Origin of the sequence: Shewanella sp. P1-14-1, assembly GCF_001401775.1 — a bacterium.
GTDB classification, from domain to species: Bacteria; Pseudomonadota; Gammaproteobacteria; order Enterobacterales; family Shewanellaceae; genus Shewanella; species Shewanella japonica.
The window spans coordinates 18,908-34,649 of sequence record NZ_LKTL01000016.1 but is presented as its reverse complement, the minus strand read 5'-3'; the positions used below and the strand labels follow the sequence as shown (position 1 = coordinate 34,649).

Annotated in this window: 14 protein-coding genes; 7 read left to right on the top strand and 7 right to left on the bottom strand. The window is 39.4% G+C overall.

Annotated features, from left to right (window positions below; translation table 11 throughout):
* Positions 1-51 precede the first annotated feature (51 nt).
* On the top strand, positions 52-450 hold the full coding sequence (locus AN944_RS12710; protein ID WP_055025004.1) for a DUF2802 domain-containing protein: 399 nt from the start codon (positions 52-54) through the stop codon (positions 448-450).
* Between the two features lie 12 nt (positions 451-462).
* Here the strand turns inward: AN944_RS12710 and AN944_RS12705 are convergent, their stop codons facing one another.
* Both AN944_RS12705 and AN944_RS12700 read right to left on the bottom strand, forming a co-directional pair.
* Positions 463-762, bottom strand: coding sequence for an EscU/YscU/HrcU family type III secretion system export apparatus switch protein (locus tag AN944_RS12705; RefSeq protein WP_055025003.1), 300 nt, complete (start codon positions 760-762; stop codon positions 463-465).
* A gap of 91 nt (positions 763-853) precedes the next feature.
* A complete protein-coding gene (locus tag AN944_RS12700) occupies positions 854-2,998 on the bottom strand; it encodes a flagellar hook-length control protein FliK (RefSeq protein WP_055025002.1) in 2,145 nt (714 codons plus the stop codon).
* A gap of 386 nt (positions 2,999-3,384) precedes the next feature.
* Here AN944_RS12700 and AN944_RS12695 point away from each other — a divergent pair, with 386 nt between their 5' ends.
* Entirely contained in the window at positions 3,385-4,170 is a 786-nt protein-coding gene (locus tag AN944_RS12695; protein WP_055025001.1) for a VacJ family lipoprotein, read from the top strand.
* Positions 4,171-4,219: 49 nt separating this feature from the next.
* Complete coding sequence (locus AN944_RS12690; protein WP_055025000.1) at positions 4,220-5,365, top strand: response regulator; 1,146 nt, start codon at positions 4,220-4,222, stop codon at positions 5,363-5,365.
* Between the two features lie 147 nt (positions 5,366-5,512).
* Here AN944_RS12690 and AN944_RS12685 read toward each other — a convergent pair whose 3' ends face one another.
* On the bottom strand, positions 5,513-6,985 hold the full coding sequence (locus tag AN944_RS12685) for a peptide MFS transporter (RefSeq protein ID WP_055024999.1): 1,473 nt from the start codon (positions 6,983-6,985) through the stop codon (positions 5,513-5,515).
* A 620-nt stretch (positions 6,986-7,605) separates the two neighbouring features.
* Here AN944_RS12685 and AN944_RS12680 point away from each other — a divergent pair.
* The 4 genes from AN944_RS12680 to AN944_RS12665 all read left to right on the top strand — a co-directional run bounded on the left by AN944_RS12680 (position 7,606) and on the right by AN944_RS12665 (position 10,832).
* Positions 7,606-8,190 (top strand): OmpA family protein, encoded by a 585-nt coding sequence (locus AN944_RS12680; RefSeq protein WP_055024998.1) that lies wholly within the window; start codon positions 7,606-7,608, stop codon positions 8,188-8,190.
* Between the two features lie 22 nt (positions 8,191-8,212).
* Positions 8,213-9,037 (top strand): mechanosensitive ion channel family protein, encoded by an 825-nt coding sequence (locus tag AN944_RS12675; RefSeq protein ID WP_055024997.1) that lies wholly within the window; start codon positions 8,213-8,215, stop codon positions 9,035-9,037.
* 171 nt (positions 9,038-9,208) lie between these two features.
* The gene (gene ltaE, locus AN944_RS12670; protein ID WP_327272452.1) at positions 9,209-10,246 is read left to right on the top strand and encodes a low-specificity L-threonine aldolase; all 1,038 of its coding nucleotides are present in this window, start codon (positions 9,209-9,211) and stop codon (positions 10,244-10,246) included.
* Positions 10,247-10,463: 217 nt separating this feature from the next.
* Entirely contained in the window at positions 10,464-10,832 is a 369-nt protein-coding gene (locus AN944_RS12665; protein ID WP_055024995.1) for a hotdog domain-containing protein, read from the top strand.
* 83 nt (positions 10,833-10,915) lie between these two features.
* On the opposite strand, the gene AN944_RS12660 is transcribed toward AN944_RS12665, so the two are convergent.
* The 4 genes from AN944_RS12660 to AN944_RS12645 all read right to left on the bottom strand — a co-directional run bounded on the left by AN944_RS12660 (position 10,916) and on the right by AN944_RS12645 (position 15,568).
* Complete coding sequence (locus tag AN944_RS12660; protein ID WP_055024994.1) at positions 10,916-12,217, bottom strand: NAD(P)/FAD-dependent oxidoreductase; 1,302 nt, start codon at positions 12,215-12,217, stop codon at positions 10,916-10,918.
* Between the two features lie 541 nt (positions 12,218-12,758).
* Entirely contained in the window at positions 12,759-13,124 is a 366-nt protein-coding gene (locus tag AN944_RS12655; protein ID WP_055024993.1) for a hypothetical protein, read from the bottom strand.
* A gap of 379 nt (positions 13,125-13,503) precedes the next feature.
* Positions 13,504-14,652, bottom strand: a complete 1,149-nt coding sequence (gene yiaY / locus AN944_RS12650; RefSeq protein ID WP_055024992.1) for an L-threonine dehydrogenase — start codon at positions 14,650-14,652, stop codon at positions 13,504-13,506.
* A 289-nt stretch (positions 14,653-14,941) separates the two neighbouring features.
* Positions 14,942-15,568, bottom strand: coding sequence for a peptidylprolyl isomerase (locus tag AN944_RS12645; protein WP_055024991.1), 627 nt, complete (start codon positions 15,566-15,568; stop codon positions 14,942-14,944).
* Positions 15,569-15,742 lie beyond the last annotated feature (174 nt).

The window sequence follows — 15,742 nt, the reverse complement described above, 5'->3', positions numbered from 1 at the left end:
TTTGCTGGCTTTTGTGTTTTAATGACTAAAAAAATTTACCAAGGAAAATAAATGTCACAAGAGTTGCTGATTCTTACCGCTATTATTGTTGTTGCAGGGGCAATTTTTTGGGCTGTGTTTAGTAAAAAAACAGCTAAGCTGCAAAGCAAAGTTGATGCACTTACCTTGTTAGTGAAAGAAAATGATCGACAGCGCGAGTCGGTTAAGCGCGAGCTGCAAGAGCTAAGAAGTGGCACCATAGGGGTAGGTAAAAGAGTATTAGAACTCGAGCAAAAGATTGCTAAACAATCAGATATGATTGAAGAGGCCAGTCAGCAAGATCCTCAGTCTAAGTTATATTCTCGCGCATTAAAAATGGTGGGGTTAGGCGCTGGGGTACAAGAATTAATGGAAGAATGTGAATTACCGAAAGCCGAAGCTGAACTTATCATTCGTTTACATAAAAAATAGCGTACATTGTCATTAGGCTTTATCTAGGATCCTTTGATGAAGGTTGTTCCATTGCTCAGGAAATTTACCATCTAGCATATAGACAAATGCAATGAGCTCTGCGATTAGCGTGTAGAGCTCTTTGGGAACTTCTTCACCTAGCTCTAGCAATTGTAAAAACTCACTTAAATGCTCATCCTGATGGATATAAACCCCCGTTGCTTCTGCTAAAGCAATGATTTCTTGCGCGACTAAATCCTTGCCTGTTGCTGTTACTTTTGGCGCTTCTTTTCCATCAAAGCTCAACGCAACCGCTTTCTTAATCTTACTCATACATATCCTATTCTTTATTTTGCTTTCAATTAAAAACGTGTTTTGACTAAACACTGATTTCACTTGTACTGGTTTTACTCTCCCAGCTTTATTAAGCGTTGGTTTTCACCAAGTAATGGTCGCCAGGTAATAAGGTCGCGGCAACTGGGGCTACAGTGGTTTTTATCTCTCGCGCTTGTAAGCCTGCTTGGTTTATTTTTTCAGCTAAAGCTTCTTGAAATGAATCCACTTTTGACAAAATAGCAGGATTGTCACCAGTGAAGGCTAAGTCTAGGTACTTACCTTGTTTATGGGCATTAATTAGTAATGGGCCGTGGGCAAGGTTAAACTTAAGCTGAAGACGCCAACCTTGCTGTTTTTCATCTTCATCCTTAGCTGTGGACTGTTCAAATTTTCCTTCAAACTGCTCATTTCTTTGCCCAATAGAATAAGGTAAAGCAAAATACCAAGTCTGCGTTTGACTGTTTTCATTACTGGCTTGTTGGTAAAGGTTCACACTTGATGCAAATTTAGTGAGTGATTCTAAGCTGCCCGCTTTATCTAATGCTGCTAGCATCGGATGATTGGCGGTCATTGAACTAATAACTTTCTGTTGTAATTTAGCCATATAGTTTTGCAGCTTCGGGCTCATACTGGTATTAACACTTTTGAGTTTAAATCCGAGCAATAATTGAAATAGACTTGTTATTGCTCCGCCCATTAGTGCGCTATTTGGAATAGATGCTGTCTGGCTCAGGTTAAGGTTTGCAAGCTGTGTTAGTTCAGCCTTTAGAAGTTGAGGATTAACTAACTCAGTTATTGGCGATGGATCGAGCTTAGGCAGTATTTTTAATAGTTGTGATGCTAGGCTTTGTGATTGAGTAGTATCGGCTTGCTGAGAGGGCATTGCACCAGCTTTAGATAAATTTTGGTTTAGTACTTCAAATGGTGACTTACTATGACTAACTAGGCTATTACCAGCCACAGTGTTATTCGAGACTGTATTCGCCACAGTTTCGCCAGTTAGTTTAGTTGCTGCGCTAATATGAGCGGCATCAAGCTTAGCTTGAGGGGTTAACTTATTCACCTGCGTAGTAATCGCAGCTATTTGATCCTGCGTCACCCTCAAGCTCCCAGCATTGCTTGATTGAGCCATTTGCAGAATAAGGTTGGTGAGTTGTTTAAACTGATCTGGAGATAACGATGCCCCTTTAGATAATAATTGCGAAACATTGCTGTTGAGAAGGTCAATGCTTCTGTTATTGAAAGGACTCGTTAATACATCTTTAATTTTTATAAACAAAGCTTGTTCTTGATGGCTTTGTTTTGCAATCAACTCTGTAGCAGGATTCTGCACTGGGTACGTGGTTGTATTAGATTGTACCGGTCTGGTATGACTATTCTCTATAGCTGCAGGCATGTGCTCAAGCTTTTTTAAAAATTGCGATAAGACCTGGACCGGCTCATTTCGAGTGATAATGCGTTGCTCTAATTGGGAGGTCAAGCTGGGCGCCGCCTTAGTACTCGCATCGGTAATATGGTCGACTTTTAGTGTCATTGGTACCGACTCTATAAGTCTTACTGGACTTAATATGAGCTGCAGTTTGCCTGCGATCTGAGATACATAGGCAACTTGGGTACCACTAGGTAGTGTGGGTAATGTTGAAACAGTGACATTGGTGCCATTATCGAATCTCATTACATTGGTATTGATGTTTACAATTGGTAGCGGATAACCTTGTGGTCGAGATGCTAACGTCAAAAGCTGCTTGGATGAAATTCCATTTGAATAGGCAATATTTAAAATTTCATCCGGTAAGTTAAGCCTAACAGGCTGGCCCACAATGACAATTTGTTGTTGCCCTAGATTAACGGCTTGTGTTGGGCTTGGCTGTGTGCTGGTTGTCAACTGAGTGACTTGCTCGGCGCTAATCATGACTTTAGCGCCAGCCTGCAAGAGTTGGTTGACTTGCAGGCTCGGTTTAAATTGTATCTGTTTACCTTTTATATCAAGTGTAACTTGACTTGGATTCGCTGCTGCTGGTTGAGGCTTATCCACTTGCGCACGACTTATTGAAGAATTAGCTATTGGTTTATCAGTAATTATTTTAGCAGGAACCAGCACAGCACCTTGCTCTAATTGTGACGATGCTGGCCTTGACGAGGACGAGTCTAGACTGTGGGATTTAGCTGCATTTTTTAATGCGACACCTACCTCACTTTTGTCTATATGTGCACTTGTTTTGATAGTTGTCATAACAGGGCAATAGCACCTTATAATATGTTCTATTACAATTTAATGGTTGATATCTTGTTGGCCACACGTATCCTTAAAAGTCATTGTGTAGCCTAATCGTAAGTCACTTGGTGGTATTTGTAACATTGCTAAACTTACAAATATTGACTTATTGTTTAAATAATTTTGTTATTTATCGTTGCCGATAAGTTCAACGAACAAGTTATAACCTCAGTGCTCTTTTATCGACTTACTAAGATTAAGCTTTAACACTATCAGCAAGAATATGATGATTTCCAACTTTCTTTGTAGTCTCTATTTGATCTCATCATATGTATATAACGTACTCATTAGTATAATAATTATTGTCAATTGCTGGTAGTTACTAATTCCCTAAAGAGAGATGTATGAAGTATAAATGGATGTTACTTTCTTTGATGTTGGGTAATTCGGTTTTTTTAGCGCACGCTGAAGAAGCTTCAACCAATGCACCTCAAGCAACCGTAAAACCAGCAGTTGAAGTTATTTATAACGACCCAAGAGACCCCATTGAAGGTTTTAACCGTGCAATGTGGGACTTTAATTACTTGGTACTAGACAGGCATTTATTTCGCCCCATAGCCCACGGCTACAACGACTATTTACCCTTACCCGTTAAATCAGGTGTCAATAACTTTGTACGTAACTTTGAAGAGCCAAGTTCACTTGTGAATAATGCATTACAAGGAAAATGGGGCTGGGCGGCCAATGCTGGTGGCCGCTTCACAGTTAATACCACCTTAGGTTTATTCGGCATTATTGATGTTGCTGACATGATGGGGATGGTAAGAAAACAAGATCAATTTAACGAAGTTTTGGGCTATTACGGTGTACCAAATGGGCCTTATTTTATGGCGCCTTTTTTTGGCCCCTATGTGACAAGGGAACTCGCCTCAGATTGGGTTGATGGTCTATACTTTCCTTTATCAGAGTTCTTGTTATGGCAGTCAATTTTGAAATGGGGTTTAAAAAACCTTGATTCTCGTGCAGCTGCTATTGATCAAGAACGCTTATTGGATAATGCGCTTGATCCATATACCTTTGTAAAAGAAGCCTATTTTCAGTATATGGATTATAAAGTTTATGACGGCAATGTGCCTTCAAAACAAGACGATGACGAGTTACTCGAAGAATACCTATTAGAGCTCGAGTAAACCTGCCGGACTAATTATTTCGCCGGTAGATAATCTGCCGGGGAAAAGTATGGCATTAACAGATGTCGCTGTGCTGTTAGTTGAAGATGATTCAGTTTTTAGGCAATTGTTGGCCGATTTTTTAGTCCAGCAAGGTGCCGTTGTATTCGAAGCCGCAGATGGTAACGAAGGTGTCAGTGAGTTTCAGGCTCATACTGTTGATATTGTGATTGCAGACTTGAGTATGCCTAAACTCGATGGGTTAGGGATGCTCAAGCAAATTATTAAAATTAATCCAGCAGTGCCTTCAATTGTCATTTCTGGAAACAATGTCATGGCCGATGTTGTTGAGGCTTTGCGATATGGCGCCAGTGATTATTTGGTTAAACCTTTGGCTGATTTTAGTATTATCGAACAAGCCATCTTGCAAGCTATTTCCCCACAAAACACGCAATTAGAACATCTCGATTTTAATGATAGTGACGCGGTGATTAATTCAGCGGCAAACATGAGTCAGGATTTATCCTACCAAGAGTTAACCGATAATTTCAGTTTGCTTGAACATAATTCAGAAGCGGCTAAAAGTGTTCAGCAGCAATTATTTCCTGCATCAAATGTGTGTTATCCATCAGCTAAAATTCATTATAGCCTCTGCAAAAATAGTGATGTCAGTGCCTACTTTATTGACTCAACGATGGTGGGTGACAATCACTTAATGATGTATATGGCTCATTTCCATCCCGAGGATAATCGTGCTGCATTTGGCTGCGTACTATTAAGAAGTTTCGTAAATCAAAAACTAAAGTTATTTAGAAATGGATTGAGCACCACACTCATTGAGCCGTTTAATATGTTGAGCTACCTAAATGACCGTATGGTTAATTCTGGCATTAATTTATTTGTAGATATTGTTTATGTCTGCATTGATTTAAGTAACTTTAGAGTGGCAATAGGGCAGGCTGGTAGCGGTTTACGCTGTTATTTACGTAATAATAATGGGCTTGCGCCATTGGCAATGTCTGAATCGTTACAGCTGGGAACTGTTGAATGGAATAAACCAAGTATGCAGTTTAGAACGTTAATGCCTGAAGAAAAAATTTGTATCGCCAGTAATATTAGTCAGCATCGTAATAAACTTTTGAACAATGAATTTGACGGATTATATTATGATGAAACTGTACCTGCTGGTGGTTTTATTGAGTTAGCGGTTAACTAGTCGGTTACTAGTATAAGACAAGGTGGGTTTATTTAGGGCTGTTTCAAGTTTTTAAATAAGTGATAAGTCATTAGCCAACAAGCATTAAGAAAGTAAAATAAAAAAACCTCGCAATTGCGAGGTTTTTAGCTTTTTAACACTTATCGATTAACTTGGTTTAATCGCTTCGTGTTCAGCAGTAACAGCGATTTCTTCTGCTAATGCTTCTTCTTCGCTTTCATTGTGTCCTTCAGCGCCGTGCATCCAGTCAACGAGCTTGTCAGCCATGAAGTAAAGGATAATGCCTGATACAGCAGAAGTAATTGCGATACCAGCGAAAATGGCCATTGCATTAGCAAGTTGCTCTTCTTTTTCGCCACCATGACCAATGAATGAACCTACAATGCCGCCAACTTTGTTTGCAATAGCAACGAATAGGAACCAAGCACCCATCATTAGAGAAGCAATACGCAGTGGAGCAAGTTTAGTTACCATTGATAGACCGATTGGAGATAAACATAGTTCGCCCATAGTATGGAAGAAGTATGCACCTACAAGCCACCACATGCTTGATTTGGCATTGGCGTCACCGCCCATTTCTAATACCGCACCAATCATGAATAGGAAACCAATACCCAGTAATACTAAACCTAAAGCAAATTTTACAGGTGAGTTAGGCTCATTTTTACCAAGACGTACCCAAATAGAGGCTATCACTGGCGCAAAAATAACAATAAACATAGCGTTTAAAGACTGGAACCAAGTTGTTGGTACTTCCCAGCTACCAATCATACGGTCAGTAAAGTCATTAGTGAACAAGTTCATCAGACCACCAGCTTGCTCAAAGCCAGCCCAGAAGATAATGGTGAACAGACCCATAACCATAATCACTTTAATACGGTCACGCTCAACTTTAGTTAATGGCTCTTTACGTACATCACCTTTTTCTTTTTGCTTCTCTTTTTCAAGTTTTGCAGCAGGGTAGCGACCAATGTCACCTAATAATTTTTGCGCAAAAACAAATTGAATAATCAGTGAAAGTACCATACCGATACCTGCACACAAGAAGCCCATTTGGAAGTTACCATCGTAAGCTGCAACAACCGAACCAACAATGATACCTGAAAGGAATGCACCTACGTTGATACCCATATAGAAGATAGTAAATGCACCATCACGACGGTGATCACCTTCTTCATATAAGTCACCTACCATAGTAGAGATATTTGGCTTAAATAAGCCGTTACCAATGATAAGAGTAAATAGACCGATATAGAAAATAGTCGTTTCGGCACCCGGTGCCCAACTATGAGGAAATGCCAAAGTAAATTGACCAGCAGCCATTAATGCACCACCAATCATGATGGCTTTACGTTGACCTAAATAATTATCAGCTAACCAACCACCAATAAGCGGTGTTAAGTATACTAGACCTGTGAAAGTACCATAAAGAGAGATTGCATCTGCTTGTGTCCAACCAAGACCATGACCACCATCTGATTGAACCTTATCGACTAGATAGAGCACCAAAATGGCGCGCATTGCGTAGTAACTAAATCTTTCCCATAATTCTGTTGTAAACAGCAGGAAAAGCCCCTTGGGATGACCAAGCATGGTCCCCTGTGGTTTTGCATTGCTCATTAAGTCTTCCACCTTAAGCTTGTGATTGCCTGCGGGACAAGGGTCGCCACAGAAATTGTTGTCTGCAAATGGTGATTAATTTCAACGTATTGATTATTTAAGGGTCTACGCCCGTTAGTGTTTCAATTTAGTTGCTATAAAATTAATCACTTTGTTGTTTATTTATTATATTAAATGTCATCATTTTAAAGTTTTAATCATTAAAACCTCAAAAAGCTAACCTTATATACCCTTTAAAGGCCTTAAAAGTCAATGCTAATGCGACATCTGGCTCTGTAAATACTTGTATAAAATCACAACTTCGTTGGATTTTTAGATACCTTTGTTGAGATTTGTAGTGGGTTTGTATTCGTTTAACGCTGGTGCAGGTTCAAGCTTGTATTTCACTGTTTTGGTTAATGCAGTGTTGAAGCGAGAGGGGCTAAGGATAAGCAAGTTAAAAAATCCTACCTATACTAGAGTAAGTTTGGTTAATTGCTTTGCAATCTGTTAACAAGAAGATAAAATGTAACTCTTTGGATCTGTTTGTCTTAATTAGATATTCAATTGTTTGATTTACCTGTTAGTAACATGTGCTGTTTTCGCATGCCTAATCTTGGATTTATAAGCGTGGAGGCAAGATGTTTTACAAAGTATTTGTCTTAGCTTGCTTATTAAGTTTGAGTTTACCTTGTTCGGCTTGGGTTGATACCGATAAAGACGGCGTTCCAGATAAAAAAGATGCATGTCCTGATACACCCGCTGATGCAGTTGTGTTAGCCAATGGCTGCCAGGACCTTACTTTGTTATCAAGTGAAACGAATGTCATCGATGAAAAAGCTGCAGGTGTTGCTGATGTGCAAGGTTATTCAGTTTCAGCTATTGAATCTCCAATGCGGCTATTCTTTGAATTTGCTCACGCAGACTTATCGCAAACGCAGAGAGCTTCTTTACAGGCATTTTTACCAGAGATTAGGCATTTCGCAAAGGTGTTGTTGGTAGGGCACACAGACAATATTGGATCAGAGCAGTTTAATAACGCCTTGTCTTTAGCACGGGCTAAAGCAGTGAAGTCATTACTAAGTAAAGAGTATGGCGTTAATACAGAGTTTATAGAAGTGTTAGGCAAGGGCAGCAGTCAGCCTATGACTGATAATTTATCTAAAGAATCACGTCAATTAAATAGACGAGTAGACATTTTATTAAATAGTAAAAGTACAAAATAATTTATATTAAGGGAGTTAAACAATGGAAAATATTGAAGGCTTAATGCAACAAGCGCCAGAATTTATAGTCACTTACGGACTGAAAGTGGTCATGGCAATTGTTATCTTTATTATCGGTAAGTACTTATCAAACGTGGCTAAGAACTTAACTACTAAGATGATGCTAAGCCGTAAAATTGATGAAACAGTTGCCTCTTTTGTCGGTAACTTAGTCTGGGGCGTTGTTTTTGTATTTACCATTATCGCCACTTTAGGCCAAATTGGCGTGCAAACAGCGTCATTGGTTGCTGTATTAGGTGCGGCTGGTTTAGCGGTAGGTTTAGCGCTTCAAGGTTCATTATCAAACTTTGCTTCTGGCGTGCTTATGGTTGTATTTCGTCCATGTCGCGTAGGCGATTACGTTGATGCGGCAGGTGTCTCTGGTACGATTGATGAAATCACTATCTTTTCAACACGTCTTTTAACGCCTGATAACAAAGTGATTGTTGCTCCTAACTCAGCAATGATGAATGGCACAATTACCAACTATTCTGCACAAGAAAAACGTCGTATCGATATGGTTATTGGTGTTGGCTACGGTGCTGATATTGCTCAAACCAAGAAAATATTAACTGAAGTGTTAGACAACAATGCCTATGTCTTAAAAGATCCTGCGTACACAATCGCACTGGCTGAGCTTGCTGATTCTTCAATTAACTTTGTTGTACGTCCTTGGGTAAAGACACCAGATTATTGGGGTGCTAAGTTCGAACTACTTGAACAAATTAAAAATGCACTTGATGCAGCGAATATTGAAATTCCATACCCACAAATGGATCTTCACTTAAAAGAGATGCCTGCCAAATAAGTTGGTAACTCTTTAAAAAAAAACCAGCACTTGTTGCTGGTTTTTTTGTGACAAATTTAATCAACATAGGCTGAATTGGTTCAAATGGTGTGACATTAAATAATGAAGGCATGATTAATTAAGGTAGAATGAATGCCTTTAATTTAGCTGCTTATTACAAGCTTGATGTTGATGAGAACAAACATGATAGATTTTCGTAGTGATACAGTCACAAAACCTACCGATGCGATGCGAGCGGCAATGGCGAATGCAGAAGTCGGCGATGATGTTTATGGCGATGACCCGACGGTGAATCGTTTGCAAGACATGGCCGCTGAACGGTTCGGCTTTGACAGTGCCTTGTTTGTTAGTTCAGGCACTCAAGCCAATTTACTGGCCTTGATAAGCCATTGTGATCGAGGCGATGAATACCTTTGTGGTCAGCAGGCGCATAATTACAAATTCGAGGGTGGTGGGGCTGCCGTACTGGGGAGTATTCAACCGCAACCGCTAAATAATCAAGCTGATGGCAGTATCTTATTAACGGATATTGAAGCAGCAATTAAACCCGATGATGTGCACTTTGCCAGAACTCGCTTGCTGAGCATTGAAAACACGATTGGGGGAAAAGTCCTACCGCAACAATATTTGGCAGATGCCCAAGCGTTAGCGTTTAATCATAATTTAAAAATTCACCTTGATGGTGCTAGAGTTGCCAATGCTGCAGTGGCTCAAAATGTAGCGATAAGTGATATTACCCAATATTTTGATTCTGTTTCTATTTGTTTATCGAAGGGGTTATCGGCGCCAATTGGTTCAATATTGTTAGGTGATGAGCGATTAATTAATAAAGCAATTCGATGGCGTAAAATGTTAGGTGGTGGTATGCGTCAGGCTGGGATAATCGCAGCTGCCGCAGAACTTGCGATTACCGATCAGGTTGATAGATTAGCAGAAGATCACGATAACGCAGCTTTACTCGCGCAACATTTACTTGAGATGCCTGAGCTTAATGTAGATATTTCACAAGTACAGACTAATATGGTTTTTGCGACGTTAGATAAACGCTTTGATGTAAAGCATTTGACCTTGTTACTCGCACAACAAGGGATATTAATCAGTTCTAGTTATTCTCTTCGCTTTGTGACCCATAAAGATATTAGCCGACAAGACATACTGACGTTTGTTAAAGCACTTAAAGCATGTTTGCCCCAGGCTCTCACTAAGTAGTTTATCTAAAATATTGCCAATCAAAGACAAAGCGTAGCGAGCGACTATCGTTGCGCTTTTATCGTGCAATCTTACTCATGTTATGCTCATTTGTAGCGCAAGCCATCTCTTTGGGGTTAAGTTTATTTTGTTCTATTCCTTATATTTCAAATATTTACCTTAGTGGTATTAATGTTGCTACCTCTTTAGGGGTATTCTCTATAAAAGGATCAATATCATGGAATATTTAGGCCGTCATATTGTCAAATTAGTTGATTTAAATTCAGATAAGAAATTATGCAGTGGCCAGTTGATGAAGTGGCTAAATGAAGAAACGTCTCTTTATGCTCGATGTGAAATGCACAGTAAATTATTGATGCCCAAGCTAGTGTCGGAAATTAATTTTATGTGCTCAGCAAGCTTGGGTGATGTAGTTGAGTTTGGAATGGAAATTATTAGCTTAGGTCAAAGCTCTATAACACTTCGCTGTAAAGCAAGAAATCAATCAACAAACGCGCCTATTGCGGTGGTTGATAAAGTTGTTTTTGTGAATATCAATGAACGTGGTTTGCCTGTGCCACATGGGATCAGAGCGAATGCTGCGTAAGGCTTAAAACAAAAAAGCCCATTTCAATATTGAAATGGGCTTTTGTTAAAACGCATTAAAAGCCTAAAAGGGCTTACCTGCCTTTAATGTAGTTTTAAATGTGGATGAATGATGCGACCAATGCCTTTAGCCAACATCATTAATGTCCCTTTAACTACACCGTGTAATTCAATCAAGTGACGACGATATAAAGAAGTGTAAACGAATCGGGCAATTTTACCTTCCACTAATACACCACCGCCCATGAATGACATTAAATTACCGACAGTATGAAACTTAGATAAATTCACCAAAGAGCCCAAATCTTTATACACATATTCATTCTTAGGTGCTTTGCCTTCAAGCATTAATATAATGTTATCGGCTGTCATTAACGCCATTTGTCTTGCTGATTGACCTCTAGGCGGTACCCAGCTGCCATCTTCTTGTGGGCAAGCTGCACAGTCTCCAATTGAGAAAATATGGTCATCTAGCGTCGTTTGCATGTTCTGCTTTACCATCACCTGATTAATATGGTTGCTTTCAAGGCCACCAATATTGTTCAGGAAGTCAGGCGCTTTTACACCAGTAGACCAAATAACCATGTCTGAAGGAATTAAGTTGCCTTCAGTTGTTGATAAACCCTCAGGGGTTACTTGTGTGATACGCGTATTTGTCATCACGTTTACGCCAAGCTGTTTCAGCTCACGGGTAACCGAATTTGAAATCTCTACCTTATCGACTTTTGGTAAAATACGTTCATCAGCTTCAATTAAGGTCACTTCAAGCAAGCTAGTATCAATTTTATAGCCAAAGCCACTTAGCTGTTCAACTGCATGGTGCATTTCCGCTGACATTTCAACACCTGTAGCACCAGCGCCAACGACAGCAATTTTGATTTTTTCATCAAGTTGATGGTGGCTTGCGTAGCGCATGAATTTATTCAGTAATATTTTACGAATAGACATGGCTTGTTCAGTGTTATCTAGGAATAAACTGTGTTCTTTAACGCCTGGTATATTGAAGTCGTTTGCAACACTACCAATTGCGATTACGGCATAATCATATGGAATATGGCGCGCTGGTAACAGCTCTTGACCTTCTTCGTCATTAATTGGCGCCAAAACAATCTGTTTTTCGTCTCGATTAATATCAATCATCGCACCTTGCTGGAAATGATAACCATGGGCTGATGCGTGGCCTCGATAGCTGATTGCATCTAGGCCAATATCTAATGCGCCAGTTGCCACTTCGTGCAATAACGGCTTCCACACATGGCTTTCGGCGCAATCAATTAATGTGACTTTTGCTTTGCCTTTTCTGCCAACTTTATGACCAAGTTTTGTGGCGATTTCCATACCACCTGCGCCGCCACCAATAATGACGATATTTGGAACTGCTTGCATCTGATGATGCTCCTATAAAGGTAAGTTTAAAAATTCAGTTAATTTCTATTTGGAGCGTTATATGAACGCCAATTAGCTCACTTGTTAATTTGGTTAATGGCAGAAATCGAAAAGCTTGGCCATATTGAGCCTTATCAACTCGTCTTATCTTTATAATGTAAGGATAAGTTTGATAAAGCTGGGCTAATTGTAAACGCGCTTTAAATCACTTGTTTTCAGTGAGACTAAGTTCAATTGACTGAGCCTGTAAGTTCACTGTGTTCTGATATTAAAATAGAAATTTGAGCAGTGTTTATATAGTAATACAGGGGAGTTCGTCAGATTTTGATCGATAAACTGTGATCGCATATCAATGCTGTTACCAAAAACGAAGAGTCGATCACAAAATGTGCGCAGAGTTGGAAAGTTAATTACAGTTAAAACAACACCGACAATCGCAATGTATTGTCGGGTTGATATGACTGTTTTCCATTTAGAACGATATACGAGTCAGTGGAGATTTTGGAAAACAATTGTGCTTCATTAAGTTGTCATGACTGATTTACTGAGCTTTAGCCAGTCGGCCGTTATAATCTTCAACAAGGTGAGCTACAATTTTTTCGGGATCCGCATCTTGGCAGCATTGGTCTAAGAATATTTTAAACGTCACCAGTGAGTGGGCGTTATTTAACATGCGGTTACTTTGCATTGCATAGTAGGTATCGTCAGTGTCAGATTTTCTAACCACAAACTCACCATTTTCGAATGCTTTTGAGCCTGGCTCACAGTGCCACTTAGTAATTCTATTTAGTGCGATTTCACTAGATTGGTTAATTTCGACATGATTTAACCAGCTTGCTGGTTTTTCATTTTCTTTGTAATGAGGGCATCTTACGGTGTAGTTATACACATGAGTGATTGCTGTCATAGCTTACCTACTTTTTTAAGAATGTAATTCATCATAGACTGCTAATTTAACTTTGGTCAATGGTTATTTATAGAAGTTAGAGCCAGTTAACAGTTCTTAAATGATGGTAATTAAAAGTATATATTAAACAGTTGTTTATGTGTTTTTGTCTGTGATTGGTACTTTATTTTTTGACGCTTAATATTGATAGTTTGCCTATAAGCACACGCGTGCATTACTGCCAAGGAGGTATACCAAACTTGCCAGTTGTTTTAGCTCGATACTTGAATGAAAATCGTACTGCTGCAACCAAGTTAGCTTGCCGCAGTACAATTTCTGTCTTTCTTAACACATCATGTTAGACAATGAGTCAGCTTATGCTGATTAGGTACTTATTAACTTATAGAGCGTTGGTAAAAATTTCGCAAATTTCTGCGTGTGTTGCTTGTTGCGGGTTAGTCAATCCGCAAGCATCTTTTAACGCATTGTCAGCTAAGACTGGAATGTCTTCAGGGTTCACACCTAACTCGGTTAAGTTAGCAGGTATATTCACTGCAACAGATAACGCTTTAATTGCTTCAATTGCAGACTCAGCACCTTGTTCATCGGATAGTTGAGCAACATCTACCCCCATTGCTTTAGCGATGTCTTTTAACTTACCAGGAACCACTTTTGCGTTGTATGCCTGAACATGCGGCAGTAACAATGCATTACAAACCCCATGAGGTAGGTCGTAAAAACCACCAAGTTGATGCGCCATAGCATGGACATACCCAAGGCTTGCATTATTAAATGCCATACCCGCCAAGAATTGCGCGTATGCCATTTGTTCACGAGCGTCAATATTATCGCCTTGCTCTACCGCATTGACTAAATTGGCTTTAATTAACTCGATTGCTTTAATTGCGCAAGCATCGGTAATGGGAGTGGCAGCGATTGAAACGTATGCTTCAATTGCGTGCGTTAGTGCATCCATACCAGTAGCCGCAGTCAATGCCGCCGGCTTTTCAATCATAAGCTCAGGATCATTTACTGATAAAATTGGTGTCGTGTTTTTGTCGACGATAGCCATTTTAATGTGACGAGTTTCGTCAGTAATGATACAAAAGCGCGTCATTTCACTGGCCGTACCGGCTGTTGTATTGATAGCAACTAAAGGTAATTGTGGACGAGTTGATACATCCAGACCTTCATAGTCACTAATATTGCCGCCGTTGGTTGCGACCAATGCAATACCTTTGGCGCAGTCGTGCGGTGAACCGCCACCTAATGAAATAACAAAATCACATTCATGTGCATTTAGCATGGCTAAACCGGCTTCAACATTGCTCACTGTTGGGTTAGGTTGTACGCCATCAAAGATGAATACTGTAATGCCATTATCGATGAGTTTAGCAGCGACCTTATCTACTAAACCAATGTTAACTAATGGCGTATCAGTGACTATCAGAGCACGTTTGAAGCCTAATGTTTTAATGTCATTAATTGCTTCATCAACACCACCTTGACCGAGAACATTTACACTTGGAATGAAAAATTTAGTCGCCATAATAAACCTCTTCAACGCTTGAAATTAATAAAGTTAAAATTCTTTTCTGTCGCTAAAGTAACAACCAAATGCACTGTAGTTTGTGATGAAAATCATATATTGATACTAAATTTTTGTCATTTTGTAGTTTTAATACGAAATGGGGATTTGGCGCTTATTTTAGTTTTTTGCGAGATATTGAGCACATTATCCACTAAAAAAAATGCTGATAACTAAAAGTGTTATCAGCATTTAAATAAGAGAAACCGTTAGCGATAAAACTAGAATATACCCGCTATCATTCAGGTCGTTAAACTTGAGGACAAGTGGTTTCAGTTACTGTGTTGATGACGATATCTGTCGTCGGCACATCACTACTATTAGTATCAGTGATATTGATTTGATCAACGACTTCCATTCCTTGTACAACTTGACCGAAAACAGCATAACCAGGACTTGTACTTGAACTGTAATCCAGCTGTGTATTATCTAGCGCGTTAATATAAAACTGCGATGTTGCTGAATTTGCCACGTTGGTTCTTGCCATTGCAATGGTGCCGCGAACATTCGATAAGCCGACGTTACTTTCTAACTCAATGGGATCATTAGTTGGTTTTGCGACTAATCCTGATGTGAAGCCACCACCTTGCGAAACAAAGTTATGAATTACACGGTGAAAAATTGTGCCATTGTAGAACTCTTCTTCAACATAGGTTTTAAAATTTTCACCAGTGATCGGTGTGTTTGTTGTATCGATAGCAAGTGTAATGTCACCTAGCGATGTCGACATGATGTAACAAATATCAGCTTGAAGCTCTTTTTCTTCTACAGGTGGATTTGGATCGACAGGTTCTACTGGATCGGTTGTGCTTGAATCTGAACTTCCACCACATGCAGATAAGGTCAATGCAAATAACAACGGGTACATCAATTTCATTGTGGGCCTTTTTTGTGTTTTGTTTTTGTTGCGGTTATGTTGCTTAATTGGTCTAGGTAAATCAACAAAAAAAACCACAAGATACAAACTGTTACTTTGCACTTAAAAACAGTATTTATTGAATTTTATGTATTTAATAGTGAAAGGGACTGATCCAGCCTTGAATACATCGCT

Bases quoted from the DNA above. Each gene is read 5' to 3' on its own strand.
- AN944_RS12710 (WP_055025004.1), top strand. From the start codon at position 52: ATGTCACAAGAGTTGCTGATTCTTACCGCTATTATTGTTGTTGCAGGG.
- AN944_RS12705 (WP_055025003.1), bottom strand. From the start codon at position 762: ATGAGTAAGATTAAGAAAGCGGTTGCGTTGAGCTTTGATGGAAAAGAA.
- AN944_RS12700 (WP_055025002.1), bottom strand. From the start codon at position 2,998: ATGACAACTATCAAAACAAGTGCACATATAGACAAAAGTGAGGTAGGT.
- AN944_RS12695 (WP_055025001.1), top strand. From the start codon at position 3,385: ATGAAGTATAAATGGATGTTACTTTCTTTGATGTTGGGTAATTCGGTT.
- AN944_RS12690 (WP_055025000.1), top strand. From the start codon at position 4,220: ATGGCATTAACAGATGTCGCTGTGCTGTTAGTTGAAGATGATTCAGTT.
- AN944_RS12685 (WP_055024999.1), bottom strand. From the start codon at position 6,985: ATGAGCAATGCAAAACCACAGGGGACCATGCTTGGTCATCCCAAGGGG.
- AN944_RS12680 (WP_055024998.1), top strand. From the start codon at position 7,606: ATGTTTTACAAAGTATTTGTCTTAGCTTGCTTATTAAGTTTGAGTTTA.
- AN944_RS12675 (WP_055024997.1), top strand. From the start codon at position 8,213: ATGGAAAATATTGAAGGCTTAATGCAACAAGCGCCAGAATTTATAGTC.
- ltaE (WP_327272452.1), top strand. From the start codon at position 9,209: ATGAGAACAAACATGATAGATTTTCGTAGTGATACAGTCACAAAACCT.
- AN944_RS12665 (WP_055024995.1), top strand. From the start codon at position 10,464: ATGGAATATTTAGGCCGTCATATTGTCAAATTAGTTGATTTAAATTCA.
- AN944_RS12660 (WP_055024994.1), bottom strand. From the start codon at position 12,217: ATGCAAGCAGTTCCAAATATCGTCATTATTGGTGGCGGCGCAGGTGGT.
- AN944_RS12655 (WP_055024993.1), bottom strand. From the start codon at position 13,124: ATGACAGCAATCACTCATGTGTATAACTACACCGTAAGATGCCCTCAT.
- yiaY (WP_055024992.1), bottom strand. From the start codon at position 14,652: ATGGCGACTAAATTTTTCATTCCAAGTGTAAATGTTCTCGGTCAAGGT.
- AN944_RS12645 (WP_055024991.1), bottom strand. From the start codon at position 15,568: ATGAAATTGATGTACCCGTTGTTATTTGCATTGACCTTATCTGCATGT.